The 23863-nt window shown below is 56.8% G+C and carries 29 protein-coding genes; 10 read left to right on the top strand and 19 right to left on the bottom strand.

The window, feature by feature from the left end; translation table 11 throughout:
• The first annotated feature begins 75 nt into the window (after positions 1-75).
• Positions 76-405, top strand: coding sequence for a hypothetical protein (locus tag HBUT_RS01085; protein WP_048061364.1), 330 nt, complete (start codon positions 76-78; stop codon positions 403-405).
• On the opposite strand, the gene HBUT_RS01080 is transcribed toward HBUT_RS01085, so the two are convergent.
• Both HBUT_RS01080 and HBUT_RS01075 read right to left on the bottom strand, forming a co-directional pair.
• The gene (locus HBUT_RS01080; RefSeq protein ID WP_011821397.1) at positions 402-887 is read right to left on the bottom strand and encodes a DUF2795 domain-containing protein; all 486 of its coding nucleotides are present in this window, start codon (positions 885-887) and stop codon (positions 402-404) included. The two genes, HBUT_RS01085 and HBUT_RS01080, sit on opposite strands and share 4 nt — an antisense overlap.
• A gap of 162 nt (positions 888-1049) precedes the next feature.
• Positions 1050-1838, bottom strand: coding sequence for a helix-turn-helix domain-containing protein (locus tag HBUT_RS01075; RefSeq protein ID WP_011821396.1), 789 nt, complete (start codon positions 1836-1838; stop codon positions 1050-1052).
• Positions 1839-2108: 270 nt separating this feature from the next.
• On the opposite strand from HBUT_RS01075, the gene hemA reads away from it, so the two are divergent.
• Positions 2109-3344 (top strand): glutamyl-tRNA reductase, encoded by a 1236-nt coding sequence (gene hemA / locus HBUT_RS01070; protein WP_011821395.1) that lies wholly within the window; start codon positions 2109-2111, stop codon positions 3342-3344.
• 70 nt (positions 3345-3414) lie between these two features.
• On the opposite strand, the gene HBUT_RS09415 is transcribed toward hemA, so the two are convergent.
• Together HBUT_RS09415 and HBUT_RS01065 are read right to left on the bottom strand one after the other, a co-directional pair.
• Entirely contained in the window at positions 3415-3582 is a 168-nt protein-coding gene (locus tag HBUT_RS09415) for a hypothetical protein (RefSeq protein WP_153801344.1), read from the bottom strand.
• A 46-nt stretch (positions 3583-3628) separates the two neighbouring features.
• Positions 3629-5005, bottom strand: a complete 1377-nt coding sequence (locus tag HBUT_RS01065; protein WP_228546770.1) for a heavy metal translocating P-type ATPase — start codon at positions 5003-5005, stop codon at positions 3629-3631.
• Between the two features lie 130 nt (positions 5006-5135).
• Here HBUT_RS01065 and HBUT_RS01060 point away from each other — a divergent pair, with 130 nt between their 5' ends.
• The 3 genes from HBUT_RS01060 to sucD all read left to right on the top strand — a co-directional run bounded on the left by HBUT_RS01060 (position 5136) and on the right by sucD (position 8299).
• Positions 5136-5549 (top strand): CopG family ribbon-helix-helix protein, encoded by a 414-nt coding sequence (locus HBUT_RS01060; RefSeq protein WP_011821393.1) that lies wholly within the window; start codon positions 5136-5138, stop codon positions 5547-5549.
• A gap of 699 nt (positions 5550-6248) precedes the next feature.
• A complete protein-coding gene (gene sucC, locus HBUT_RS01055; protein WP_011821392.1) occupies positions 6249-7382 on the top strand; it encodes an ADP-forming succinate--CoA ligase subunit beta in 1134 nt (377 codons plus the stop codon).
• A gap of 35 nt (positions 7383-7417) precedes the next feature.
• Entirely contained in the window at positions 7418-8299 is an 882-nt protein-coding gene (sucD, locus tag HBUT_RS01050) for a succinate--CoA ligase subunit alpha (protein WP_011821391.1), read from the top strand.
• A gap of 436 nt (positions 8300-8735) precedes the next feature.
• Here the strand turns inward: sucD and HBUT_RS01040 are convergent, their stop codons facing one another.
• The 4 genes from HBUT_RS01040 to HBUT_RS01025 all read right to left on the bottom strand — a co-directional run bounded on the left by HBUT_RS01040 (position 8736) and on the right by HBUT_RS01025 (position 10067).
• Positions 8736-9083 (bottom strand): hypothetical protein, encoded by a 348-nt coding sequence (locus tag HBUT_RS01040; protein WP_011821390.1) that lies wholly within the window; start codon positions 9081-9083, stop codon positions 8736-8738.
• A gap of 73 nt (positions 9084-9156) precedes the next feature.
• On the bottom strand, positions 9157-9390 hold the full coding sequence (locus tag HBUT_RS01035; RefSeq protein WP_048061362.1) for a hypothetical protein: 234 nt from the start codon (positions 9388-9390) through the stop codon (positions 9157-9159).
• 40 nt (positions 9391-9430) lie between these two features.
• Positions 9431-9847 carry a hypothetical protein gene (locus HBUT_RS01030; RefSeq protein ID WP_011821389.1) on the bottom strand — a complete coding sequence of 139 codons (417 nt, stop codon included), beginning with the start codon at positions 9845-9847 and terminating at the stop codon, positions 9431-9433.
• Positions 9834-10067: a hypothetical protein gene (locus tag HBUT_RS01025; protein ID WP_048061361.1), complete on the bottom strand. Its 234-nt coding sequence runs from the start codon at positions 10065-10067 to the stop codon at positions 9834-9836. The genes HBUT_RS01030 and HBUT_RS01025 overlap by 14 nt, the downstream gene beginning before the upstream one ends.
• Before the next feature lie 328 nt (positions 10068-10395).
• Between HBUT_RS01025 and HBUT_RS01020 the strand changes: the two genes are divergently transcribed.
• Positions 10396-11277 (top strand): DMT family transporter, encoded by an 882-nt coding sequence (locus HBUT_RS01020; RefSeq protein WP_338034150.1) that lies wholly within the window; start codon positions 10396-10398, stop codon positions 11275-11277.
• Positions 11278-11289: 12 nt separating this feature from the next.
• Here the strand turns inward: HBUT_RS01020 and HBUT_RS09410 are convergent, their stop codons facing one another.
• Positions 11290-11484, bottom strand: a complete 195-nt coding sequence (locus tag HBUT_RS09410) for a hypothetical protein (RefSeq protein ID WP_153801342.1) — start codon at positions 11482-11484, stop codon at positions 11290-11292.
• Complete coding sequence (locus HBUT_RS01015) at positions 11477-11749, bottom strand: hypothetical protein (protein ID WP_011821387.1); 273 nt, start codon at positions 11747-11749, stop codon at positions 11477-11479. The genes HBUT_RS09410 and HBUT_RS01015 overlap by 8 nt, the downstream gene beginning before the upstream one ends.
• A gap of 208 nt (positions 11750-11957) precedes the next feature.
• Here HBUT_RS01015 and HBUT_RS01010 point away from each other — a divergent pair, with 208 nt between their 5' ends.
• The 3 genes from HBUT_RS01010 to HBUT_RS01000 are packed head-to-tail and all read left to right on the top strand — an operon-like array spanning position 11958 to position 13578.
• On the top strand, positions 11958-12431 hold the full coding sequence (locus HBUT_RS01010; RefSeq protein WP_011821386.1) for a hypothetical protein: 474 nt from the start codon (positions 11958-11960) through the stop codon (positions 12429-12431).
• 23 nt (positions 12432-12454) lie between these two features.
• On the top strand, positions 12455-13054 hold the full coding sequence (locus HBUT_RS01005; protein WP_011821385.1) for a macro domain-containing protein: 600 nt from the start codon (positions 12455-12457) through the stop codon (positions 13052-13054).
• A complete protein-coding gene (locus HBUT_RS01000) occupies positions 13051-13578 on the top strand; it encodes a hypothetical protein (protein WP_011821384.1) in 528 nt (175 codons plus the stop codon). The genes HBUT_RS01005 and HBUT_RS01000 overlap by 4 nt, the downstream gene beginning before the upstream one ends.
• 95 nt (positions 13579-13673) lie before the next feature.
• Here the strand turns inward: HBUT_RS01000 and HBUT_RS00995 are convergent, their stop codons facing one another.
• Positions 13674-15293, bottom strand: coding sequence for a cytochrome c3 family protein (locus HBUT_RS00995; RefSeq protein ID WP_011821383.1), 1620 nt, complete (start codon positions 15291-15293; stop codon positions 13674-13676).
• Between the two features lie 211 nt (positions 15294-15504).
• Between HBUT_RS00995 and HBUT_RS00990 the strand changes: the two genes are divergently transcribed.
• Positions 15505-16401: an NAD(P)-dependent oxidoreductase gene (locus tag HBUT_RS00990; protein ID WP_011821382.1), complete on the top strand. Its 897-nt coding sequence runs from the start codon at positions 15505-15507 to the stop codon at positions 16399-16401.
• Here HBUT_RS00990 and HBUT_RS00985 read toward each other — a convergent pair.
• From HBUT_RS00985 to HBUT_RS09955, 8 genes are read right to left on the bottom strand one after another with little or no spacing between them, the layout of a single operon-like run.
• Positions 16398-17846: an NADH-quinone oxidoreductase subunit N gene (locus tag HBUT_RS00985; RefSeq protein WP_011821381.1), complete on the bottom strand. Its 1449-nt coding sequence runs from the start codon at positions 17844-17846 to the stop codon at positions 16398-16400. The two genes, HBUT_RS00990 and HBUT_RS00985, sit on opposite strands and share 4 nt — an antisense overlap.
• A 30-nt stretch (positions 17847-17876) precedes the next feature.
• The gene (locus tag HBUT_RS00980) at positions 17877-19841 is read right to left on the bottom strand and encodes an NADH-quinone oxidoreductase subunit 5 family protein (RefSeq protein ID WP_011821380.1); all 1965 of its coding nucleotides are present in this window, start codon (positions 19839-19841) and stop codon (positions 17877-17879) included.
• Positions 19842-19854: 13 nt separating this feature from the next.
• On the bottom strand, positions 19855-21366 hold the full coding sequence (locus HBUT_RS00975; protein ID WP_011821379.1) for a complex I subunit 5 family protein: 1512 nt from the start codon (positions 21364-21366) through the stop codon (positions 19855-19857).
• Between the two features lie 6 nt (positions 21367-21372).
• The gene (locus tag HBUT_RS00970; protein WP_153801341.1) at positions 21373-21693 is read right to left on the bottom strand and encodes an NADH-quinone oxidoreductase subunit NuoK; all 321 of its coding nucleotides are present in this window, start codon (positions 21691-21693) and stop codon (positions 21373-21375) included.
• A gap of 42 nt (positions 21694-21735) precedes the next feature.
• Positions 21736-22278 (bottom strand): NADH-quinone oxidoreductase subunit J, encoded by a 543-nt coding sequence (locus HBUT_RS00965; RefSeq protein WP_011821377.1) that lies wholly within the window; start codon positions 22276-22278, stop codon positions 21736-21738.
• Positions 22262-22807, bottom strand: coding sequence for a NuoI/complex I 23 kDa subunit family protein (locus tag HBUT_RS00960; RefSeq protein WP_011821376.1), 546 nt, complete (start codon positions 22805-22807; stop codon positions 22262-22264). The genes HBUT_RS00965 and HBUT_RS00960 overlap by 17 nt, the downstream gene beginning before the upstream one ends.
• A 30-nt stretch (positions 22808-22837) precedes the next feature.
• On the bottom strand, positions 22838-23626 hold the full coding sequence (locus tag HBUT_RS00955) for a complex I subunit 1/NuoH family protein (RefSeq protein ID WP_011821375.1): 789 nt from the start codon (positions 23624-23626) through the stop codon (positions 22838-22840).
• Positions 23611-23856: an NADH-quinone oxidoreductase subunit H gene (locus HBUT_RS09955; RefSeq protein ID WP_052287728.1), complete on the bottom strand. Its 246-nt coding sequence runs from the start codon at positions 23854-23856 to the stop codon at positions 23611-23613. The genes HBUT_RS00955 and HBUT_RS09955 overlap by 16 nt, the downstream gene beginning before the upstream one ends.
• Between the last annotated feature and the right edge of the window lie 7 nt (positions 23857-23863).

Below are 23863 nucleotides of genomic sequence, written 5' to 3'. Positions count from 1 at the left end.
CCGGCTTAGCCGTTAGCATAGATGGGCTTCCTCCCAGACTCTAGGGAGCCCAGTGAGCTCCTATGGTGCTAGGTTGTGGTGGCCATGGAGGAGCGGGCTGCACGGATTATACGCGCCCGGCTGAGGAGCGTAGCTATGGGTATACTGGCTATCCTGGATTCTAGATCGTTTAGCCTGTACCGTACCGATTTCGCCACATTGTTTATTGAGAACCCATTGGAGGCCTACAAGGTGCTCGTGGAGGCTACTGGGGGGAGGGAGAGGGCGAGGGTTATTCTGCGTTCGCTCCTAATACCTCTCGCTGGCTCACCAGTCAAGGTTCTAGAAGCTATTAACGCGCTGGAGAGGGGCGACGGCAGCCTGGTTAGAGAGCTCATAAAAAGAGCTGGTAGCCGCGAGGGCTAGGCCTGAGCTGGTTGTATCTCGCCGCGCTCCTCGAGTTTCCGGATAGCCTCTGATAGAGAGTGTAGCAGCTCTGCTGGGCTCGCGAAGCTCTCCCGGTCTATCTCGGCTAGTATCTTGTCCATGTTGATGCCGTGCCAGGCTAGGTCTCTGAGCCTCTCTGCGAGCTTGTCCTTCGTCACCGGGAATTCCAGGCCCTTGATCCTCTTGAGAACCTCTACAGCCCAGTTGATGCCTCTCCGGGCGGTTATCGGTAGCTCGCCCCGCTCCTCAAGCTTCCGGATAGCCTCAGCAAGCTCGTGCAGGAGCTCGGCTGGGCTTGCAAAGCTCTCCTTCTCGACCTCGTCGAGGATCTTCGTGGCTGGTATGCCGTGGTAGTAGAAGTCCCTGAGTTTCTCGCGTAGCTGCTCCCTAGTTACTGGGAACTCGAGTCCCTTAATCCTCTTGAGAACCTCCACAGCCCAGTTTATCCCGCGCCTGGGCATACTGCTTCACCTCTACTGGAACCTTAGGTTCTACATATTCCTAGTAAGTGATATGTATCGTAAAACTTTTGCCTAGAGCTAGAATGAGGGAAACCTTAAATAAGCCCGTAAAACGCAAACAGTGATGTGTACCCGTGCATCCACCGGTACACCTACCAGAACTCACCGTCGGCTAGCCCTACGGCGCTCCTCAGCCATTCTTGCAGCTGCATAGTGGCGTAGTAGGTAGTGTGGGAGCTCCTCGAGAATGTAGCGTGTTATTATTTTGAGTTCTGCCCTTCTCAGAAGCTCTGCGAGCGCTGAACTACTAATACCGAGCTTTGATGCTAGCCCTTTCACGCTTATGCGGCGTGGATAGCTGTAGTAGCCGTAGAGGTATGCTAGCACTAGTGCTGCCTCCTGCTTAGCCGTGAGGCTGTGCTCGACGCTGTTGAGGGGAGCCCGGTATATTATCTCGAAGCCAGCCTCCTCTATGCTGTGAAGTACTGACGCCTTAGCAACTATCAGCTCGACCAGCACCATTCTACTCGTACAGATAACCGTGCGCACCATCGCTGCCTTAATTGGCTTAGTAAAGGGACACCAGTCTACGAGGCCGCAGGACTGCTCCATCTCGCTCACTAGCCGCAGCATAATACTATACTTCGTCTCTGAGAGGACCTGGAAGCCTAGCCCCTTCTCCTGCCGGAGAACCCTCTTCAGCGCCTCCAGTGCGGGGGGCTCACCGCTAACCCTCGCCCATATCTCTGCCCCGTCATCCCAGCAGCTGCACTGGTATATGCGGGCTGCGAGCACGGGGCGGGGAATCGACTCGCCCTGCTCTCCGATGCGGCATTCAACGTAGCCATCCATGCTACAGGCTGCCTCAGCCTTTGCGAGCAGCCCCCGTATAAGGTTGTACCGTGTGCTGCCCCGGTAGGCTGCAAGCACTAACAGAGGCTCAGTAGCCATCTCCGTACAGCCCCGGGAACAGGGAGATCCGCCACCTACATATCTAGGTGCCCGTGGGAGGCCCCTGGTTGAAGCCTGTAAGATAAGTATGACAAGGAGCGTAGAGGACTGCTTGACGGCTAGCATTGCCGGGGATTTGCTGGGCCTGGCCAACGAATTTTTGCGGGACAGCATATTTAAAAGATGTAGTACCGTTATAATCTGGGCACAATACCACCATTACACGGTGCCTACGCGGCCTGCGCCAGCTGAATGAGGGGCTGTAGGGGGATGCCGCGGCTCCTCGAGGAGCTCACAGCAGTCATACTGACACATCGTGATGCTCCGCTAGATGTTGTGGGCTCTTTCGAGTCTAGGGTTGGGGAGGCCTACCAGATCCTTCGGGGCGTCGTCGACGAGGCCGTTGTGCTAGCGACGTGCAACCGGTTTGAGGTCTATGCTCTCCCTCGCCGGGGCTTCGTGGAGACCGTGATAGGCTTCCTCGGCGAAGCCTCCCGGTATGCCCGTATACTCCACGGGATGGATGTTGTGCGGCACCTTTTCCGCGTCGCTGCCGGCCTGGAATCAGCTATTATAGGCGAAAACGAGATCCTCGGCCAGGTTGCTAGGGCCTACGAGGAGGCCCGCAGGAGGGGGGTTGCGGGCAAGTACCTAGGGCTCCTTTTCAGCCAGGCTGTCCGCACCGGCAAGCTGGTGCGTAGCCGCACCAGGATATCCTACGGCAACGTGGGCGCGCCTGGCGCGGCCGTGAAGCTGGCTAGGGAGGCTGCCGGAGGCTTCGATGGCAAGCACGTCGTCGTAGTGGGAGCCGGCGAGGCAGGCTCAATAATGGCCAGCCTTGTCCGGGAGGAGGCGCCCACCGCAAGGATCAGCATCGTCAACCGCAGCGTGGACAGGGCTAGGGAGCTAGCAGGCAAGGTTAGGGGAGAGGCTTACGGGCTCGACATGCTTCCCAAGCTCCTAGCGGCTGCTGACGTGGTCCTGGTAGCTGTAACCGTCAACGAGCCCGTTATCAAGAGGAGCATGCTTGAGGATGTTGGCCGGCACCTGGTAGTGGTGGACATCTCCAACCCGCCAGCCGTGGAGCAGCCCATACCCAGTAACGTCTACTACGCAGGGCTCCGTGACGTCGAGAAGGTTATCAAAGAGGTTCTCGCCGTGAGGATACGCGAGGTGCCAAAGGCGGAAGCTATTGTGGAGGAGCAGGTGGCGCTTCTCCGCAAGCTCTGGCTAAAGAGGGGCGCCGACGAGGCCATAGCGGAGATCATGAGGTACGCAAACCGCGTTATGGAGGAGGAGGTCGAGGAGCTTGTCTCAAGGCTCCGCGGCTTAGGCGTTGACGGTGCCGCACTACTCGTAGCACGCAGCTTCGCCTACAGCCTCACCAAGAAGCTTCTAAGGCCACTAATCCTATACGCCCATGAAGCCGCCCTCGAGGGCAGCCTCTCGAAGCTCGAGGAGATCGCCCAGAAGTATCGGGACGAGCTCGCCAGGAGGCAGCACTAGCACAGTACTACGATACTCTAGTAGTGTAAGTCCCCTAAGCCTCCAGTGTAAAGAACGTGTGAGGAGTCTGTTACTGCCTTGAGAGGAGAGCGGCTATAACACCTAGCGCTACTAGTGTAGCACCGTCATCCCCTATTCCTACTATAACCCATAGCGGGATCGAACCCATTATACCTAGCGCTATAGCTAGAAGCTTGATCGTTACAGCCAACGCTATTGACAAGTATATCGACTTCATATATTTCCTAGCATGCTTTATGAGTAGGGGTATAGTGTCTATACCCCTAGGCAGTACCCCTAGGCAGTACTACGTCGCCTATGTTTGAGACTATACATAGGCTCCCAACAGCTATTCCTACATCTGCTTCCGCTAACGCTTCAACATCATTAATACCATCACCTACGAAGGCTACCTTACCATACCTGTCTCGTAGATCTATAACTAGCCTCCTCTTATCACCTGGGCTCAGCTCGCCGAAGTACTCGTTTACTCCTAGGTACTCGGCTATCCTCTTGACTCTATCAACTCTATCACCACTAGCTATAACTACCTTCAACCCATCCCTCCTAATTGCGTCTAATACCCTCCTGACTTTCTCGGAAACCTCCTCCTCCATGCACACTATTCCAGCAAGAGCACCGTCTACTGCTACATATACCTCCCTCTCCCCATCACCGCAAACACTTTGATCCAAGGCGCTTACATCAACACCTTGTTCCTCTAAGAACTTCCTCGAGCCCAAGTATACGTGTGCGCCATCCACTACTGCTTTTACGCCCTTCCCAGGATACTCTTCAGCACTCAATGGTGTAAGCCTGTGCTTTGCTAGAACCCTTGCTACCGGGTGGTCACTTGCCTTCGCTGCACCCCCAGCATAGAGCAGCACCTCATCTCTACTAAAACCGTTGAATGACTCTACCCTGGTAATCCTCATTTCGCCTAGCGTTATTGTGCCAGTCTTATCAAATACCATTACTTTAACCCTACTTAGCTCTTCTAAGGCTCTACCACCCCTAACCACTGTTGATTTCCTGGCGAGAAGTGCTATTGAGAGAGCTGTTGCTGTACTAGACGAGATTATGAACGCACTGGGACACCCTGCGAGCAGTATAGCTAGTGCTCTGTAGGGAGATAGTGCTAGGAGAGCTAAACCAAATATCCCGAGCACTAGAAGCGTATATGGCTGTGAGAACCTCTCAATAAATCTTTGTAGTGATGCTTTTCTCTCCAACGCTTTCTCTGCTTCAACTATGAGCAGCTGGAGAAGCGATTCACTAGGCCTCTTTAGAGCCCTTATCCTTACGAGCCTAGCCTTATTGATGTAGCCGCTTACAACGTAGTCGCCCTTACCTAGGGGTACTGGTTCTGGTTCACCAGTTACATAGGAGGTATCGAATACTGATCCACCATCAACTATTACACCGTCAACTGGAACATCTACTGTAATTCGACGTTTACTTATCAACACCTTAGCCATCCTAGACAGTATAGCCAAGGACAGCAATAGCAGCGCATAGTCCATGATATGGTAGTGTAAGCCAGCAGCGGATGCAACTAACATAGCTATACTTACAACACCAACAACTATCCAGAACAATGGTACCTCGTCAGCATCATGCACATGCTGCTCGTCAACACCATGCTTTGCCACCGTCTTCACCAAACATAACGACAGCCAGGCTTATATAATAAGTCCTCTTATTAAGGCGAGCTAGAGCTATTATATAAGGGTTATTAACCCGCAACATCAATGCTACTATATGACCTAGGCGCAGAGGCGAGGCTGGATAATGGCTGTAATAAGTATCTCGTTGCCGAATAACCTACTGGATAAGGTAGATGAGTACATTGAGAAGTACGGTTATACCAGTAGGTCCGAGCTTATAAGGGAGGCGCTGAGGGAGTACCTATCCCAGAGATTCCCCCAGGAAACATTTACCGGGAAAATCTACGCCATAGTAGTGATACTAACAAACCACGAGATTAAACCATCGGTAGACCAGAAAGTGATAAACACTATACACTCCTTTCAAACAATCATTAAATCATTCTATCACCAGCTACTTGAGGGGAGCTGGTGCCTTAACATAGCTGTAGTCGAGTCTACATGGAACGAGATACAAGCCCTAGTGAAGGCTCTACGGAAGATACAGGGAATAGACCGCATATGGTTTATACCGTTAAGGATAGAGCAAGGCAGCTAGAACCCGTCAACGCTACATTGCATGGTGTGATGTCTACCGGGTCCCTGTTAGCTACTAGCTTCTAACCACAACGAATCATCTTGAACTCCCGGCCGCCCCCACAAGGGCAGAGGGGCAGGATCTGTGGGGCTGGGGCTCTGGGCGGCGCAGCCTAGCTATTCGCGTACCCGTGCCGGTAAAGCCTGTCTGCATGCATAGGTGCGAGGGCACTGTATATGCTGCCTGCAGGGCTGCGGCTGCCATCGCGATGGGGTTGGCTGGGCTGCGGGTCGGCTTGTCCGTGGAGGGGGTTAACTCTACTGGGCGGAAAGTTAACCGGCAGTTAACTTCACCGAGCCGCCACGTAACCCTCCGCCTCGTGGGCACGGCCTGGGATTACGCCACCGACCTACCAGCCGGGCCGTTTGCATGCCGAGCCATCGCCCGCCATCACGCCGATATGCCGGCTTGGCTGGTGTGGAGCGGGTTCTACTCGTTGCGCCCTGTCCCCCCGTCGGTGTTACCTGTTTGAGCGCCCGGACTTGCTGTGGGCTCTAGATAGCTAGCTCCTATCCCGCCCGGCGATACTGCCTGCTCCACGCTACTCCTAAACCATAAATCTCCATAAATACCAGCGAACCTGGACTAGGACATAACGGTGCTGAGGATCCAAAAGCGACCATAGCCTTCTCTTGGGTAGTGTGGGGTGTTGGCTGGGCCTTGAAGCTATTCGAGTTCGAGGCAAAGGAGATTTTGAGGAAGTATGGTGCCGATGTACCGCCAGGCGTCGTTATTGCCCGGGGCGAGGATGCCCGGGAGAAGATCCTCGAGGCGGGGCTGGAGCCGCCTCTCATGGTTAAGAGCCAGGTTCTCGTAGCTGGCCGCGGCAAGGCTGGCGGCATAAGGAGGGCCAATTCCATCGATGAGGCTGTTAGGCTGGTTGGGGAGCTGTTTGAGACCCCTATCAAGGGGCTTAAGCCACGCTACATACTGGTTGAGAAGGCTGTTGAGCATGAGGCGGAGCTCTACACTGCTATCACGCTTGATCGTAGCAAGAGGAGGCCTGTAGTCCTGGTATCCAGGTACGGCGGCATGGATATTGAGGAGATTGCGCGGGAGAAACCGGAGAGCATCATAAGAATGCACGTTGACCCCGTGCTAGGCCTGCGGGGCTACCACGCTAGAAAGCTGGGCAAGGCTATAGGCCTCAGTGGCAGGGCACTGACGAGCTTTGCAGCCTTCCTGCAGGCAATGTACCAGGTATTCGTGGATTATGACGCGGAACTCGTGGAGTCTAACCCGCTGGGCCTCGTCGGCGACAAGGTGATCCCTCTCGACGCAAGGATAATTGTCGACGATAATGCGCTCTACAGGCACCAGGAGCTAGCCAAGGACATCGAAGAGACCGGCGAGTATAGCGAGTGGGAGATAAAGGCTAGGAGGCAGGGCCTAGCCTTTGTAGAGCTTGACGGCGACATAGGAATCATAGGGAACGGTGCAGGCCTAACAATGGCAACCATGGACCTCGTATACGAGCATGGTGGCAGACCGGCAAACTTCCTCGACATAGGCGGTGGCGCAAGCGCCGAGGCCGTGAAGAGGGCTGTGTTGTTCCTCTTCGAGTACCCCAAGGCAAGAAAGATATTCATAAACATCTTCGGCGGAATAACCCGCTGCGACGAGGTTGCTAGGGGCGTTGTCGAAGCTATCAAGGAGGCTGGAGGACTGAGGAAGCCCATTGTGATAAGGCTAACGGGCACCAACGAGGAGGAGGGCCGCCGAATACTCAGGGAACACGGTATAGAAGCTTTTGACGACCCATTCGAGGCTGTCAAGCGCATCATATCCCTCTAGGTGTACGTGAACCACAACCTGGGGGGTGGGTTGTCGTGGCGATACTCGCGGATGAGAACACTAGGGTTATCGTGCAGGGTATAACTGGGCGCGAGGGCAGCTTCCACACAAAGCTGATGCTAGAGTATGGCACTAAGATAGTCGCGGGTGTAACCCCCGGTAAGGGCGGCATGGAGGTTCACGGGGTACCCGTATACGATACCGTCGAGGAAGCGCTGGAGGAGCACCCGGACGCTAATGCCAGCATAGTGTTTGTACCGGCACGCTTCGCACCCGACGCAGTATACGAGGCCATCGACGCCGGGTTGAAGCTCGTGGTGGTGATTACCGAGCATATACCCGTCCACGAGACCATGAGGTTTGTAAACTACGCCAGGCAGAGGGGCACGGTTATCATAGGCCCCAACTGCCCAGGCATAATCTCCCCCGGCAAGACCAAGATAGGTATAATGCCGGGCAGGGTCTTTACGCCAGGCCCCGTAGGCATCGTGTCCCGAAGCGGCACGCTCACCTACGAGATAGCCTACGCGCTGACTAGGAGCGGCATAGGCCAGAGCACAGTAGTCGGCATAGGCGGCGACCCCATCGTCGGCTTGTCCTTCACAGAGGCGATGGAGCTATTCGAGCGGGACCCCGAGACCAAGGTACTGGTGCTGATCGGCGAGATAGGCGGCGATATGGAGGAGAGAGCGGCGAGAATGATAGAGGAAGGCCGCTTCACAAAACCCGTAGTAGCCTTCATAGCTGGGCGCACCGCCCCACCGGGCAAGAGGATGGGCCACGCCGGAGCAATAATCATGATGGGTACCGGCCGCTACGAGGACAAGGTCCGGGCGCTGGAGAAGGCGGGAGCCAGGGTCGCCCGCTCCCTCAGCGAGATACCACGCCTGGTCAAGGAGGCCCTAGAAAAAGCCTAACCCAAAATTTTAGCTTGTACACAAACTATTTCATAAATCCTACAGCTTGCACCCCACTCACCATATTAACCGCTGTGTTACTACCATTGCCTCGAAGCTGACAGGTAAACCATCACAATGAGTGTTACCCCGCGTGGCGCGGCTATCGCCCGCTGGCCCTGGGGGGCTAGCTAGGCTGCACCAGGAGCTGCGTATCAGGCTCCGCGAACAGGTTCCACGGCTGCAAGCCGAGATAAGCAGCTATGCGTACCTGTTAGCCGTGGCCGTGGATGATACCTCTCGCCGCGTAGCCATGCGTGGCCGGTCTCTCCGGGCTAGCTCCCCTAGCGGGACAGCCGTGTACTATCCTCCTCTAACCTTTTAGCGCCTGGCTAGAGTATACGTGGGCGTACACGAGTTGATGCACCAGTCCACCCGTGGATGCGCTGGCCAGCATCTAGCCGAGCTGTATGCATGTCCTCCCGGCCGGCCCGTCGAGGAGCAATTTGAGCATGTTGAGCAGCTCCCTGCCAGCCAGGCGCATGCCCCCACAATGGAGCGGCGATTCTACATACGTCTCCAGCCGCCTACCAGCAACCTCGACTACTGCGTGTGCAACCTTCACAGCTGCCATGCTGGCTGGGCTGCCATATGCGCGCCACGGGCTCCGAGGCAGCTCCCCCACCATGAGGAACCAGTGGTTGCCACGGGGCAGCATTAACTGGCCCTCATAGCCAGCGCCAACCTGGAACACTACAACCCCGTACTCCCTGAGGGCCACACTGTAGAGCCGAAGCCGTAGCACGGGATAGGACTCGCGGACGCTACTAACGCAGGCCCAGCACTACTATACGCTGTCCTCTCCATGCTTCCCCGAGCTACTCTCCCTCACCACAGCTGGTGTTGTCCATGCCGAGCCCTACCAACAAGATGCAGCTGCGTCCTATCGTCCACGGCTCACATGTACGCTGCACTACCTCCTCAAGGGTGTCATAGACCCCTTGCACCTCACCGCCAGCGATAACCACGTAGTTGCCCCGGTACTGTTCCAGGGCCCGCCCCTGGATACTCTCCCAGACCACATCATCGACAGCCTCATCCTCCTGGAGCATTTCATTCCCCTCACCTGATGGTCTTGGATGGGCCCGTGTACTAGCCTATGCTGGCGCTCTTTGACGCTATTGTTAGGCCTAGCACGGCGAGCAGGTAGGCCGCTGCCAGCAGGAATGCTCCAACGGTAACCACGTCTAGCAGTGTGAGTGTCACACCGGTTATCCATGCCACTGCTGCCGCCTTCAGAGCGTCTACCTGGACTATACTGCCAAGTCTCCATAGCCCAGCATACATTAGGGCTGTTCCCGCTGGCTGGCCTATGTGTGTGAAGGCTGTTATCCAACATCCAATATGTTCAAATCCCGCCACTCCCGTGGCCTCGGAGAGCCAGAGGACTGCTAGGCCCGTGACTGTCACTGCTAGCGAGGCGAGTAGCGTGTATGCAGCTGCTATCCCCACCCTGAAGACTCCCGGCCTGTATGCTTCAAGGTCGCGGAACCCGTCAAGGACTAGCAAAGTATGAGGCTAGCCCGATGATGAACGATATGGTTTCGAAGGCGAAGACCCATCCTACGCCTTGGCCCGTGATCAGAATTATGCCCTTCTTCGCCAGGTCCTCAACATGCATATTGTAGAGGTTGATGGCGAGTACTAGCCCCGTATACCCCGCTAACTGGATGAGCACTGCAAGCCTTAGACGGCTAGCGCCACGGCTTAGGAGACTGGTAGTGTTCATGGCCGGCTCCGCTCCCTAGGCCGTCCCTCTATCCCTGGGGCAGCCCGTCTTCTCACATCCCCTATTCCCCGGATTGACCCTCCACAACTCCTCTCCTAGGCTCCATATCTTGCTGCGAGCCAGGTCAGGGAGTAGGAGTACTATCTCGTCGATTGCCAGTTTCCTTCCCTCTATTCAGCCTCGCCTCTCTATAATAGCCTTGGATGCCTCAGCAACACTGTTGATACCATATGCTCCGCCAACACCTCTTAGAGCCTCCATAGCCATCCAGGAGATGCGGTATATGGCTAATACCCTAATAATGCTGTGTGATTCCTTCTAGGCGGGTTTGGGCTGGGTTTTGCTGGCGCCGTGGGCTGCTCTGCTGGTGGCATTGTTTGGTATCTCTACTGCTGCCCCCTTGGCACGACTTGCTGGAGTTGACGGTGTTACCGCTGCTTGGTGGAGGCTCCTCGTTGGAAGCCTTGTCACACTTGCCGCGTCTGCTATTGTTGGGCGTTTGCCTCGCAGCTCTGTTGCCGTTCGTAGTCTCCCAGCGGGGGTTCTGCTCGCTGCCCACCTAGCCCTGTGGCTTGAGAGTTTGCGCCATGCCAGTGTTGCTTCTTCGACAGGTATTGTTGTATCGTACCCGGTGATCGCTGCTGCCTATGAGGCTCTGGTTGAGCGTAGTGCTACTCCACGCATGGTTCTAGGTGTTGTTCTGGGTTTCTCGGGCGTGGCTATCCTATCTACCCCCTGGGCTGGAGCTACCATGCTGGGGGCCTTGATGGCATTCTCCGCTGCCGTAGCTGCTACTGCCTACTTCCTGCTTGGTAGGAGGCTGCGTGTACGTGGCGTCTCTACACTCGAGTACACAGCTGTTGTCTATACTGCTGCCTTCCTGGCCGTCGCTGTATATGCTGCTGCAGCAGGGGTTAAGGCTTGGAGCCCGCCCCGCGGGAGTATACCATACCTTATAGCCCTAGGCCTTGTCCCCATGCTTCTCGGCCACACAATGCTCAACTACGCGCTAGCCTTCTATCCCACCGCAGTGGTTACCAGCATCGCCCTCCTCGAACCCTACGGGGCAAGCCTCCTCGCATGGCTGCTACTGGATGAGCCTCCGCCACCAGCTAGTCTACCGGGGCTCCTCCTCACAGTTACCGGCGCATGGCTAACACTATATAGAACACAGCCGGGTAGCACTGCGAGAAAACTGGGTAGCCTATGAAGTGAAAGCGGGCTAGGAGTGCTTTCTAGCTCTGATTACGGTTTCTGCTATCGCCCCCGAGGCTCCTACCACAAGGCCAGCAGCGAGTACGATCATAGCTATTCTCTTGAGGTCCTCGGGCAGGCTCGACGTATAGTATAGTATCTCCTCTGATTTATGGCGCATCTCAAGCATTGTAGAGCGGATGCTGTCTATCTGTTTAACCATGTAGTGACAAGTCTATGTCGAGAGCTGAGAACACTTTTGAGACCACCTCACTTCTATGGAGTTCTACGAGCATGTTTTCCAGCGAGTCAAGAGCCATTGGGCCCGCCTCGTATGCAACGCTATGTGTTATATTGTAGAATGCTCGTCTATCGTCACGCCACTGCTCTACTTCCGCCTCCACGACTGCTGCAACATAGAATAGGACTATGCCGAAAACAATGAATGCTGCTCCAAAGCCGGCGGCAAAGCCAGCCTTATACCCCAAGACGCCGCGTAACTAGCCGCGTAGCACAGCCATATTTTAAGAACAGCGCGGCTACCGCATACCTTACCTTACCTTTTCCCTGCGCCCCTAGTACCGCACGTTACTATAGTACCGTTGCCACGCTTGTTCCGGTAGAGGCCTAGCCTGGAGACACTAAGGGTTATATCTGCGTGCAACTCCTCCTTACACTTTCTGGTGGTGTGCTGGTTTGTCTACTGGTTTTCTCCCGAGCGAGCTTGTGGAGCTTCTTGAGAGGGAGGCTGAGCAGAGGGGGAGTACACCGGAAGCGTTGACGGTTCAGCTTCTTCTCCGGCTTGCGCCGGAGGAGGAGAGGCCGCGCATACTCGTGCGTGCTGCTGAGACCTTGCTGGACCACGCTGGGAGGCTTGTGGAGGCTGGGAAGTATGGTGAGGCTTGCCGCAGGGTTTGGAGCAGCATCCTGCTAGCCCTTGATGCGCACGCTGTGCTCCTAGGCTCTAAGCTGCCTAGGGGCCTGCGGGATTATGTGAGGCTCTCAGAGGAGGCTGGGCGGGAAAACAAGGTGTTCATGGACGCGTTCTATGCAGGTATCGCCGCGCTGGTTGCTTGGAGGGAGGGGGCGGGCTCTCCGGGCCACTGTGAGCGGATACTCTGGTGGGCTAGCCAGCTGCTAGAGACTGTTAAGAGCCGAACACATGGCTAGACTAGGGATACGGTGCGGGAGGCTTGCCGCTCGAAAAGCTAGCCGAGTACAGGTGTAACGGTGTCGTGGTCGAGATAGCCCGTGGTGATATCACTGAGGCCGAGTGCGAGGCCGTGGTGAACCCGGCTAACAGCCTCATGATAATGGGCGGTGGTGTCGCGGGCGCGCTGCGCCGCGCTGCCGGGCCCGAGGTCGAGGAGGAGGCTAGGCGCAAGGCCCCCGTGCCGGTGGGCGAGGCTATACACACGGGTGCTGGTAGGCTAGAGCCCAGGATCAAGTATATCATCCATGCTCCCACTATGGAGAGGCCCGCGATGAGAACCACGCAGGGCAAGGTTGTGAAGGCTGTGCTGGCGGCGCTTAGGGAGGCGGAGAAGCTCAACGTGGGCTGCCTAGCCCTCCCAGCTATGGGTGCTGGGGTTGGGGGTCTCACCGCGAGGGAGAGCCTAGAAGCCATAATGGAGGCCCTGGACGAGTTCCTGGGCTCCGGCGGGAAGCTGCCCCCACGGATAATCCTTGTAGCCTACAGCGAGCGTGACGCTAAGCAGTTCCTAGACGAGATAAAACGGGTCAAAACGAGGAACTGCAAGCTAGCCCCGGTGGGCGGTGAGACAAGAGCTTGAGAATGCTCAGCCTAAGACTACTCTTTCCCCTCCTAGCCATAGTCCTAGCCATAACTGTTCTCGCAGCCTATACGCACCATGACGAAGGGGGAGGGATAGACTACCCGGAGACACTGCCCGGGGGCTATCATGTCGCAAGGCTTGCAACGGGTAGCGAGGCTGTAGAGATGATTCGGGGGCTTCACTGGAGCCCGGAGAAGATAGATGTTGATGATGCCCTGGTTGCAATATATACTGACGGCACGATACTCTGGGCCTCCTACGTCGACAGCAACGCATGCCCCATAGCGGCGTCTATGGCCGAGAAAATGAGGGAGTACGAGACAGAGCTACCCTACACCGCCCCAATACCCCATAGCTTTGGAGACACACTAGTCTATCTGACGATGAATAAGCACGACGGAAGCCTACACGCGTTCTGGTGCCGCGACGGCCTAGTGGTATGGGTACGGCTAGGAGCTGCAGGAGCACGCGACCCTGTTGGGCTGCTAGAACTCTTCATAGAGGAGGTAAAGAAAGGCTAAGGATTGAGGAGACGCTAGAAGAAAAATACGTTGCAACTACGTGTGAAGCGAAGCTCTAGCATAAAAACACTATGCCGCATCCACCATTACTGCCATTACCTTCTCAGCCTGCGGTATACGAGGTAGGCTATGCCAACGATGATCGCCACCAGTAGTGCTGAGATGCTTATGAACGCTATCTCTGGTAGGCGTCCATAGCCTAGCTCTGGCCACGGCATCCTCCTTATCGTTGGGCCGTGACAGCTGAAGCAGCCCAGCGCCTCCTCCTTAGGTGCCACGCCATGGTTTACCTGCATGTAGCGTACAAGTGTTACGTAGTCGCCGGTCCAGTTGAGGCCTGCAGCTGCCGCACCAGCCTTTATTGCCGCCTCAACGTTGCCGGTAGCGAATACTATGCCGACCTTTATTGGTACTGGGACCTTGTGTATGCTATCATAGGGCACTACTGCTATGTGGAGCTTGAACGGGTATATCTTCGAGTTGGGGTCATCTCTAGAGCCTAGCGGCTCCACGTAGATTATACGGCCCTCCTCGTCGGGCTCCACAGGGTTCGGATAGACGTAGACCTTCCTAGTGCCATTGTACCAGCGGTACACGGGGACAACGTAGCTCTCAAGGGTTATCTTTGGCTCGTACCTGGCTGCCTCAGGCTTGAACTCCGCCTCTCTCCAGTCCCTAGCAACGTCGGTCGGGTAGGTCTCGTTACGGGCTATGTATGGTATGTGGCAGGTCTGGCACGCCACCCTATGATGGAACCTGTTGATAATCCAGCCCTCGAGGCCCATGTGTGGTTTCTCGCCGTGGCAGTCAGTACACTCGGGCACCTCGCCATCCTCGCGGAACCAGGTGTCAGCACTCTTCGTCGGGAACTTGTGGTCCTCAGCATGGTGGCAGTCCACGCAGTTCATACCCCTAGCAAGGTGCACGTCGATGCTCTCGTCAACGTTGCCCATGAGGCTTGGGTCTAGGTTGGGCCGCTTGAAGCCTGGGCCTCCACCGGAAAACGCGTGGCAGGCAAGGCAGGCCTCCTTCGTCGGCGTCTCCACGATCGACTTTGCTAGCGTGTCAATGCTTATATTGGGGTTTGGCATGTAGCGCCAGCGGCCCAGCTCATCCTTGTATAGGATGCGGAAGCCCTGCTTAACACCTATAGGGCCTCCACGGTAGATCGTTGAGTGGCAGACTAGACAGTCTATGTTCTCCAGCTGCTCCCTGGTCATCTCTGGCTCTGGTGGGAGTCCAAGGCTGACACCGTGGCACATGCTGCAACCGCTAGCTATGAATTTGCCCTCTAGCTTCTCATAGCCCGGCGGTGGTGCCTTTAGCACCGCCTTGCCGATATAGTTGATTGGTACCTCGCCACGCCAGAATATGGCGCCACAGAAGTCATTGTAGGCGTACTTGCCGCCGTAGAGTACCTCGGCGTAACCCGCTATGTCGTTCTGTATCACAGCCATCTGATAGTGGGCGGAGTGGAACACCTCTATGACCTCGTCATAGTGGCACTCCATACAAGTCTTAGAGCCTTCATACTTGGTTATATTGTGCTCCTTAAAGATCTCTGTGTGGTCTACCACCTCTACCGGCTTAGGCTCGTAGTGTATCCCGGTGCCGCTGGGCTGAGATACAGCTAGGTGTACCGCTGCAACACCTACAACAACCAGCACTATGATTGCTGTGAGTTTCCAGTCAAGCCAGCTGGGGAGGCGTGCCACTGCACACCTCACCGTATATATGCTCTAAGAACGCCTACTATATTTAATCGTTGCGCGTGAAATAAACGAAAGTAACTTAACGCGCGATAACATACGTCTTAAACACCAGTTTACGGCTTGTGGAAATATGTGGTATAGCTTGAATATCTAGCTAAGGGGAATAAGAGTATGGGGCACCCAGGGGCCTAGAAGGTGGGGAGGCCGGGACGCCTTGGAGCAGTGTGCAGCGGTTTTAGGTCTTGGCAGGATGGGCTCGGCTATTGCCGAGAGGCTACACGATAGGGGCTTCAGACTGGTTGTATGGAACCGTACGAGGAGCCGGGCTGAAGAGCTCGCAGCTAGGCTTGACGCGGAAGTTGCTGGGTCTCCGGCTGGGGCTGCAGAGAAGTGTAACGCCGTACACATCGTGGTGTCTGACGATGAGGCCTCAATGAGCGTCATAGCGGGGCCCACGGGAATCACATCTATTAATCTAGGGGGGAGGCTCGTCTATAACCACACCACCGTAACCCCCCGCCACACTATGCTGGCGCTAGAGCTTGTAGAGCGCGCCGGTGGCACCTACGTGGAGGCCCCAGTTCTCGGAGGCCCCTCCGCCGCGAGGGCTGGCCGGCTCGTAGTACTCTGCGGCTCCAAGAGGGGGGAGAGCGTCTGCCAGCGCCTCAAAGCTCTAGGCGAGACTGTATGGGTTGGAGAGCCCCCCGCCGCCACGGCTGCAAAGCTGGCCTTCAACACGCTGTTCCTCTCGGTGGTAGCAGGCTTCGCGGAGGCTGCAGCCCTCGTAGAGGCCTATGGGATTAGCTTCGACGAGTTCCTCGGGAGGATCATCTCGAAGACCTGGCTTGGAAGCATAGCTGAGCGATACGGCGAGCGGTTCAGGCTAGGCCACCCAGCCAGCTTTGCAGCCCGCCTCGCCGGGAAGGATGCGAGGTATGCTGCTGAGGCTCTACAGGATGCCGGGCTCCCCGGACACCTGGCGGCAGCCGTTGCAGCATACTATGCGCTCATGGCCGGGGAGGGCTACGGGGAGGAGGACTACCCAGCAATAGTAGGGTTCATGGCCAGCTACGCGAAAAAGAGGAGGCAGAAAGGTAGAGGAGCCGTTTAGGGGTACGGGTAGACTGTGAGACTGTAGAACTGCCAGGCCACCAGGCCCAGCAGTACCAGCAGCAGCGCCGCTGCAGTCGCTGCAATGTCCGTGTTTCCACGCACCTCAGCTCCAGCCACGGTTTCCATTGTTTTTCCGGTCTCGGGCGCTAGTAGCGCCTGGTATATCACATAGCCATAGTAGAATATTGCTATGCCGAAGTTCGCCAGCATGAAGAGTGCTAGTGGCCAGCTTATACTCGCCACTGCAAGGAAGATGTAGAGCTTACCCCAGAATCCAAGCGTCACCGGTATACCAGCGAGGCTTGCCATTGCTACTACTAGTGCGAATGCTGTGGCGGGGCTGCGACGCACCAGGCCCCTGAGCGCTGCCCAGCCACAGCTGTTACTGCCGCAGCCAGCTGCTGCTAGGGCCTGGAATGCTGCTAGCTTGGAGAGCGCATAGGCCAGGGTGTGCAATGCTAGGCCTGCAATGGCAGCCTGGTTCTCTGCGCCCGGCAGCCTCGCCAGGGCCGCGACTGCAGCTGCGAGATAGCCTGCCTGGGCTATGCTGCTATAGGCCAGGGTCTTCTGTGGGGAATCCCTCACCGTTGCCAAGGCGCCTATGTTGCCGTAGAGCATGGTTATAGCTGCTAGCACAGCCACTGTGTCAAAGAGGGTTTCGGGCTGCAGAGATGCTAGAGGCGCTATGAGCCTGACGAGTATAAGCACGGAGGCTATCTTAGCTATTGAGGCGATTACTGAGACTACTGCGGGGTCCGAGTTGCCGTAGACGTCTGGCATCCACGCCTGGAACGGGACGATACCTATCTTGAACCCTGCTGCCGAGACTATGAAGGCGAAGGCGAGCACGGCAGTAGCGCCGCCCGCAACAACAGCTGGACCGAGGGCGTAGCCCTCATAGGCCTGGTAGGCCAGGGTTATGCCGAGCAGCAGGACTACCGTAGCTATGGCGCCCGTAGCAGCATACTTTAGCGCTGCCTCCGCTGCTATACGATCCCTGCGGAGGGCTACGAGTACATAGCTGGTTATTGCTGCTAGCACCCAGGCCGCGTAGACGAGCTGCAGCACGCCTGCCCCGGCAAGCACATGTATACCAAGCGCCATGAGGCCCATCGCGGCGTAGAAGGCTTCGCCGCTACTCCAGCCATCCACTAGCCCCGACAAGCCTATCGCTGCGAGCAGCAGTACCAGCGCCGCGCCGGTCTCGAGGAATGCCGAGAAGCTATCAAGCACAATGTAGCCCGAGAATGCTGAGACTACACCGCCTGGAAGGGTCTGGCCGAGTACTAGGAAGCCGTAGATTAGCCCCCAGAGTGCCGCCAAGCCGAACATGTACTTTGAAGCTCTCACACCGAGCAGCGGTGCTGCCAGCGCTGCTGCAGCGTAGAGGCCTACGCCTAGGGCAAACCCGTAGTCGCCCACGAGCAGCTCAACCACCGCCATGGCCTCTCACCCGGCCAACACGCGTCACTGCTAGCTACCAACATGGAGTTGGGCTGGTGAAAAAGCAAGGGCAAGGAGTAGGGCTAAAGCAAGTCCAACGGCGAATAGCGCAAGGTATAGGCGTAGGTCGCCCGACTGTAACCTCCTCCGAAGCCCGGTGCTAACAGCCTCCGCGGCACTTGGCAACACAACATGTAGGCCGGTGTCGAGCAGCTTCTCCAGCCCCCATAGGGCCCTGGCAAGGCTAGCGCCTGGATAGACTATCAGCTTGTAGATGATAGCGTTTACGTACCAGCGGTCGTATAGGAAGTCGTGAATTGCTCTCTCAACCGGGCTCACAATGGGCCTGTTTGGCTTCAGCATGCCGGCAAAGTAGAGTGCTACTGTTGAGGTGCCAGCTAGGGCGGCCAGAGTGCCCCACAGCACCGTCGCCAGCTCCATGCCCACGTGGCCCGCGCCGCTGGCCTCCGCGAAGTAATGCTCCACCCAGGGCCACACTGCGCCTAGGCCGAGGGCTGCTAGGCCGAGCACCAGGTAGGGGCCGAGCATAAGCCCTGGAGCCTCGTGGACGTGCTCGCCGTGGAACCGAGGCTCGCCAAAGAACACGTAGTATATCATTCTGAACGTGTACGCGGCCGTGATAACAGCTGTCAGCAGCGCCACTGCCTCGGCGAAGCCTCCAAGGCTAGCTATAGCCCTTACTGCTAGGTCCTTGCTCCACCAGCCCGAGAACGGTGGCAGTGCCGCCAGGCTAGCGCCAGCCAGTAGCATTGCGGCGAACGTGTAGGGCATGTGGCGGCGTAGGCCGCCCATGTCGGTTATGTATCTGCTGTGGACAGCATGTATTATCGCGCCAGCACCGAGGAATAGTGCTGCCTTGAACACTGCATGTGACACTAGATGAGCTAGGCCGCCGAGGCTGCCCAGTGCCGGGTCTCCTGCAGCCGCTGCTGCGAAGACAGCGCCGAGCATGTAGGATAGCTGGCTAGCCGTCGAGAACGCTAGTATGAGCTTCAGCTCCCTAGCTACAATCGCCATTGTCGCCGTGGCGAAGGCTGTTAGGAGTGCTAGCCACGCAAGTGCCTTCATCGAAGCTATCCCGGCGCCAACCCAGAACAGCGCCGGCGCTATGAACGGGGTGAAACGCAGCGCAAAGTAGACGCCAGCCTTCACCATTGTCGCAGCATGTATTAGCGCTGATACCGATGTTGGGCCTGTCATTGCCGTTACAAGCCACTCGTGGAAGGGGAACTGTGCGCTCTTAGCCAGCGCGCCAAGGTAGAATAGTATCACCCATGCAGCCAGTACGCCCTTAACATACATGTTGAGCGCTACACTGTTCATAGCAACTGCCATTGCTGCTATGCTGGTAGTACCTATAATGGCGTACACCATACCCATGCCTATCAGCATACCCATATCGCCGAGCCTCGTAAACACTATCGCCCTCAGCCCGCTATGGGTCGGAGTAAACCACATCGGCACGCCTAGCGCTACACGGCCAGGATCGCCAACCCACGCCTCCTCCCTCTCATCGTAGTAGAAGCCTATCAGCGCCCAGCTCGAAAGCCCAGTGCCCTCCCAGCCTATGAACAGTGTTATCATGTCGCCAGCGTAGACTAGCAATAGCATGCTGGCAACGAAGAAGCTGTAGAAGAACCAGTACCTGGGCGCACCCCACTCACCGATATACTCGACGCTGTAGACTGCTATTAGGAAGCTCAGCGTGGCGACAACAACACCCATGATGGCTGCTAGTAGGTCCACGTCGAGGCTAAAGGCTACGCCCAGGCTCCTAACCCACTCGTACTCCAGCCTACCCTCGCCGCCGAGGAACGCCAGCCACGAAGCAACCATTGATACTGCTGCGCCGGCAACACCGGTCCACGCTATGCCACGCCACCGGGCTCCAGCAGCACCCAGCAGTAGGGCTACAAGTGCCGCGGCATACTCCGCGAACACCGCCACGAGAGCTGCAACGCCAGGCTCAACCATTAGGCATCACCCCCTAGCCATACACCACCCTTAGGAAGTCTACGAGTGGATCCACGAGTACACCCGCAGCAACAAACAGGGTGACACCGAGAACCGCGAGGGCCAACAAGGGGGCTATGAGGCTGGATGCGTGGCTCTCCCCGCCCCGCTCGGCTGCCGGGCCACGGCGGCCGAGGAATACGAGGCGGAAGGTCTGGAAACTGTAGACAACGGTGAGCGACATGGCTGCTGCCACGAGAGCAGCTGTTAGCAGGAAGAGTCCTAGCCCGAGACCCATTGCCCACTTGGCGTAGCCGAATACTAGGAGCACCTCGCTCCACATACCGAGGGTTGGCGGTAGCCCCGAGATGAGCATGAAGCCTGTCAGGGCTATGCTGCCGGTGTAGGGCATCACGCCTAGGAGGCCACCCATCTCCCTGATATTCCTCGTGCCGAGCGCCACGATGAAGACACCGGCGACGCCGAAGAGGATTGCCTTGCCCAGCGCGTGGGACATGTAGTGGAGTATTGCTCCTGCCTCAGCCTCGGGGTTTGCTACGGAGAGTCCGAGCATAATGTAGCCCATCTGGGATATACTGCTGTAGGCGAAGAGCCTCTTGACATCCTGCTGTACCAGCACAAGGAAGCCACCGTAGAGCATTGTCGCTACCGCCCAGGCGAACAGTATGGGGCGTAGCGTGGCCCAGTCAGCCTGGAACATGCCTACGCCAACGCGGAATAACGCATAGCCACCAACGCCGATGAAGAGTGGGGATAGTAGTGCTGAGACTGGTGTTGGTGCTTCTGCGTGGGCGTAGGGGAGCCAGAAGTGTATGCCAGCCATAGCCATCTTTACGCCGAGCCCAACAATTATCAGTGCTAGCGGCAGTAGTCCAGTGAATGCTGCCACTGTGTAGCCGGTATCAGGCACGTAGATGTCGTAGGCCCCGGAGATGAATACGCCGAGCAGGTACAGCAGTGTGCCGACGTGGGTCCAGACTAGGTATAGGAGGGCTACCCTCAGCCGATCCCCATACCCGTATAGCGCTATGAGGAGGCCACTTGGTATTAAGGTGAGCTCTAGGAAGAGGTAGAAGAGGATAGTGTTACTGGCTAGTACTGCGCCCAGCATGCCGGCTGTGAATAGCTGGTATAGTAGGAAGTAGGTGCCCCAGCTCCCGCCGCCGAGTTCCTCAAAGCGGTGCTCCATGTATGGCCTACTATACACTGCTATGATGAGGCTTACCAGCACAACGCTCAGCGCCAGTATGGCTGACACCGCATCCATGAACAGGGCGAATACACCTAGGCCTGGCACCTCCCCGTAAAATGGGTCGACTACAACCCTGCCTGCGAGTGCGTGGCCTAGGGCTGGGAATAGGAGTAGCAGCGATACAAGCCACGACACTGTAGCTAGCGCTGTGTGGCCCTTAGCGCTGATGCTGCGGCCAGCGAAGCCGCTTACAATGCCAGCTGCTATTGGGGCTGCCACTGCCAGCCAGAGCAGAGGAGCGCTAAGGGTAACTGTCTCCACTCCGCTGGCCACCACGGCTCACCCCCTCGCCTCGGTCATGGACTCCATATCCAGGCTCTGCTTTTTCCTAAACGCGAGCACGGTGAGCGCGATAACTATGGCTATCTCGGCTATGGTTAGGGCAATAACCGTGACGAGTAGAGAGTAAAACCCGACACTGAGACCCGAGAGGAACCCTATATAGGCGACCTCGAGCAACACAGAGTTGAATATGATCTCTATGGATACAAGTAGCCTTATAACGTTCCTCGCTGTTATAGCCCCGTATATACCCATAGCAGACGCTACCAGTGCCGCAAGAAAGACCGCCACGTCAGCCAACGACAACCCGCATGCCACGGCTCCACCACCCCCTCACACAGCTATGCCAGCCTCTTAAAACTAGACGCTATGGGTGGGTTTACCTTCCACCTGCGAGGACTTGCGGGCCTCGCCCCTCGCTATAGCAATCGCCTCTACCAGCACCGAGGCGATGGTAATGATTATCACCACTATGCATATCTTACACTTGAACATGTCCGCTGCAACACTGCGAAGGTCAACCATTACTGCCTCCGGCCCGTTGTGAGCTGCACCGTAGACTAGCACTGGGGCCTGGAGAGCTGCAGCAGCTATGAATGCTAGCAGGAGTTTTGCAGGGCTGTGCTGTACAGGTATGCGGTAGTACCCTGTCACCATTACTACGAGTGCTATGAGTGTCACGCCGGCACCGACGTAGATGGCTAGGATGAATACTGCCAGGTAGGTGTAGCCGTGGAGCGCAAATACTGCTGAGACGCCTAAAGCAAGAGTCACGAGGCCAAGTATGCTGTAGATGGTCTTCCTAGCCCTTACTGCTGCTATGGAGCCCACTGCCACTGTAGCTAGCGAGCCGAGCAGTACAGAGTAGTAGAGAACACTCTCAAGGCTAGCCGATAGGCTCATACCGGAGACCCACCTCCTCATCTACGAGTGTTCTAACCCTCTTCCTCGTGGGCTTCTCCTCCCTAATCTTCTTGGAGATCTGAGCCCAATCTATCGGATCGAAAATCATGTCCTCAAGCTTCTCGAATACGTGGTCGAACCGGTCGCTAAGGATGAGGGCATCTGTTGGGCATATGTCTGTGCAGAGGCCACAGTATATGCAGCGCCCAACGTCGTAGCCGGGTCTTAGCCTCTTGTCGCCCGGGACACGATACATCTTGATAGCCCTGGCTGGGCATATCTGGGCGCACAAGCTGCAGCCTATGCACTTGTCGTAGTCGTAGAGTATGAAGCCCCTGAAGAGCTGTGGCTTCTCCTCCTCCACCGTGGGGTACATTAGCGTCATGGGTTTCTTCGACGCTCTACGCAGGGCCGCAGAGATCGCCGAGACGTGGCCCGACACTATGCCGGCCTTTGGCCTACTAACCCTGCGGACCCTAACACCACTGCTTGCCGTCTGCCCGGCTCCGGGTTGCCCGCTCTGGCTCATCCAAGCCTACACCTCCGCTACTTCCCATACTTAGCCGAGATAGAGCGAGCGCACGAATACTGCAAGTATGAGGGCGGCAAAGGCTAGGGGCATGAAGCGGCCCCAGAACATTGAGACCATCTTGTCTAGCCTCATCCTACCGTAGACCGAGCGTAGGAATACTGCTATGAGCATTACCACCACCGTCTTGAGGAACACCGCCAAGCTGCCAGTGATCTCGCCAGTGAATGGAGCCCAGCCGCCTAGGAAGAGGTCGGTGAATAGCATCATTAGCGCGTAAAGCTTGGCATAGTCGAGCGCCATGGATAGCACGTAGAGGAACCCACTGTACTCGGTGTAGGGCCCATTCACGATCTCCTGCTCGCCTAGCACAAGGTCGAAGGGTATCCTATCGGTTATCAGCATTGCTGCGAGGAAGTAGAGGAGCGCAGCCACAGGGTTAGCTACTAGGCCTATGATGCCAGTCTCCATCTGCGCCCTTACGGCCTCGTTGATGTCTAGCGTGCCATACATTAGCGCAGTGGGTAGGATCGAGGCTAGAAGTACAACCTCGCCAGCTATAGCTGTGAGTATTTCGCGGCCCGCACCTATGAGTGTGAACTTGTTGGAGGCAGCCCACCCCATGACGAGTATGACTATGCTTGTCAGGGAGAGTAGTGCATACGCTATCAACATGCTGTATGGGCTTGTGAACCCGTAGACTCCTGGACCGCCAGGTATGACTGTTAGAGGCAGCACTGCTATCGTGAAGGCTAGTATGGGTGCCGCTGCAAATGCTAGCCTCTCAGTCTCAAAGGGCACTATTATCTCCTGGAACATGAAGCGCACGCCGTCTGCCAGCAGCTGGAGTGCGCCGTGCCAGCCTGTGGCGACACATAGTAGGGGCCAACGCGCATCTGGACACGGGCAGCTATCTTACGCTCTGCCCAGAGTATGAAGAGCGCTACTACACCTATCGCTGCGAGGCCTGGGTAAACGAGTGGAGCGAGTACCCCCCTTACCAGCCACGTGGGGAGATGCAATGCTGACGCGAGGGTGTCCACGAGCACGGCCTAC

Source organism: Hyperthermus butylicus DSM 5456 (genome assembly GCF_000015145.1).
GTDB classification, from domain to species: Archaea; Thermoproteota; Thermoprotei_A; order Sulfolobales; family Pyrodictiaceae; genus Hyperthermus; species Hyperthermus butylicus.
The sequence above is the reverse complement of the archived record's forward strand: the minus strand, read 5'-3'. Positions and strand labels throughout refer to the sequence as shown.

Excerpts from the sequence above, each read along its gene's own strand:
- HBUT_RS01080 (WP_011821397.1), bottom strand. The coding sequence starts at position 887 with ATGCCCAGGCGCGGGATAAACTGGGCTGTGGAGGTTCTCAAGAGGATT.
- HBUT_RS01075 (WP_011821396.1), bottom strand. The coding sequence starts at position 1,838 with ATGGCTACTGAGCCTCTGTTAGTGCTTGCAGCCTACCGGGGCAGCACA.
- hemA (WP_011821395.1), top strand. The coding sequence starts at position 2,109 with ATGCCGCGGCTCCTCGAGGAGCTCACAGCAGTCATACTGACACATCGT.
- HBUT_RS09415 (WP_153801344.1), bottom strand. The coding sequence starts at position 3,582 with ATGAAGTCGATATACTTGTCAATAGCGTTGGCTGTAACGATCAAGCTT.
- HBUT_RS01060 (WP_011821393.1), top strand. The coding sequence starts at position 5,136 with ATGGCTGTAATAAGTATCTCGTTGCCGAATAACCTACTGGATAAGGTA.
- HBUT_RS01035 (WP_048061362.1), bottom strand. The coding sequence starts at position 9,390 with ATGCTCCAGGAGGATGAGGCTGTCGATGATGTGGTCTGGGAGAGTATC.
- HBUT_RS01025 (WP_048061361.1), bottom strand. The coding sequence starts at position 10,067 with ATGAACACTACCAGTCTCCTAAGCCGTGGCGCTAGCCGTCTAAGGCTT.
- HBUT_RS09410 (WP_153801342.1), bottom strand. The coding sequence starts at position 11,484 with ATGGTTAAACAGATAGACAGCATCCGCTCTACAATGCTTGAGATGCGC.
- HBUT_RS00985 (WP_011821381.1), bottom strand. The coding sequence starts at position 17,846 with ATGGCGGTGGTTGAGCTGCTCGTGGGCGACTACGGGTTTGCCCTAGGC.
- HBUT_RS00980 (WP_011821380.1), bottom strand. The coding sequence starts at position 19,841 with ATGGTTGAGCCTGGCGTTGCAGCTCTCGTGGCGGTGTTCGCGGAGTAT.
- HBUT_RS00965 (WP_011821377.1), bottom strand. The coding sequence starts at position 22,278 with ATGAGCCTATCGGCTAGCCTTGAGAGTGTTCTCTACTACTCTGTACTG.
- HBUT_RS00960 (WP_011821376.1), bottom strand. The coding sequence starts at position 22,807 with ATGAGCCAGAGCGGGCAACCCGGAGCCGGGCAGACGGCAAGCAGTGGT.
- HBUT_RS00955 (WP_011821375.1), bottom strand. The coding sequence starts at position 23,626 with ATGTTCCAGGAGATAATAGTGCCCTTTGAGACTGAGAGGCTAGCATTT.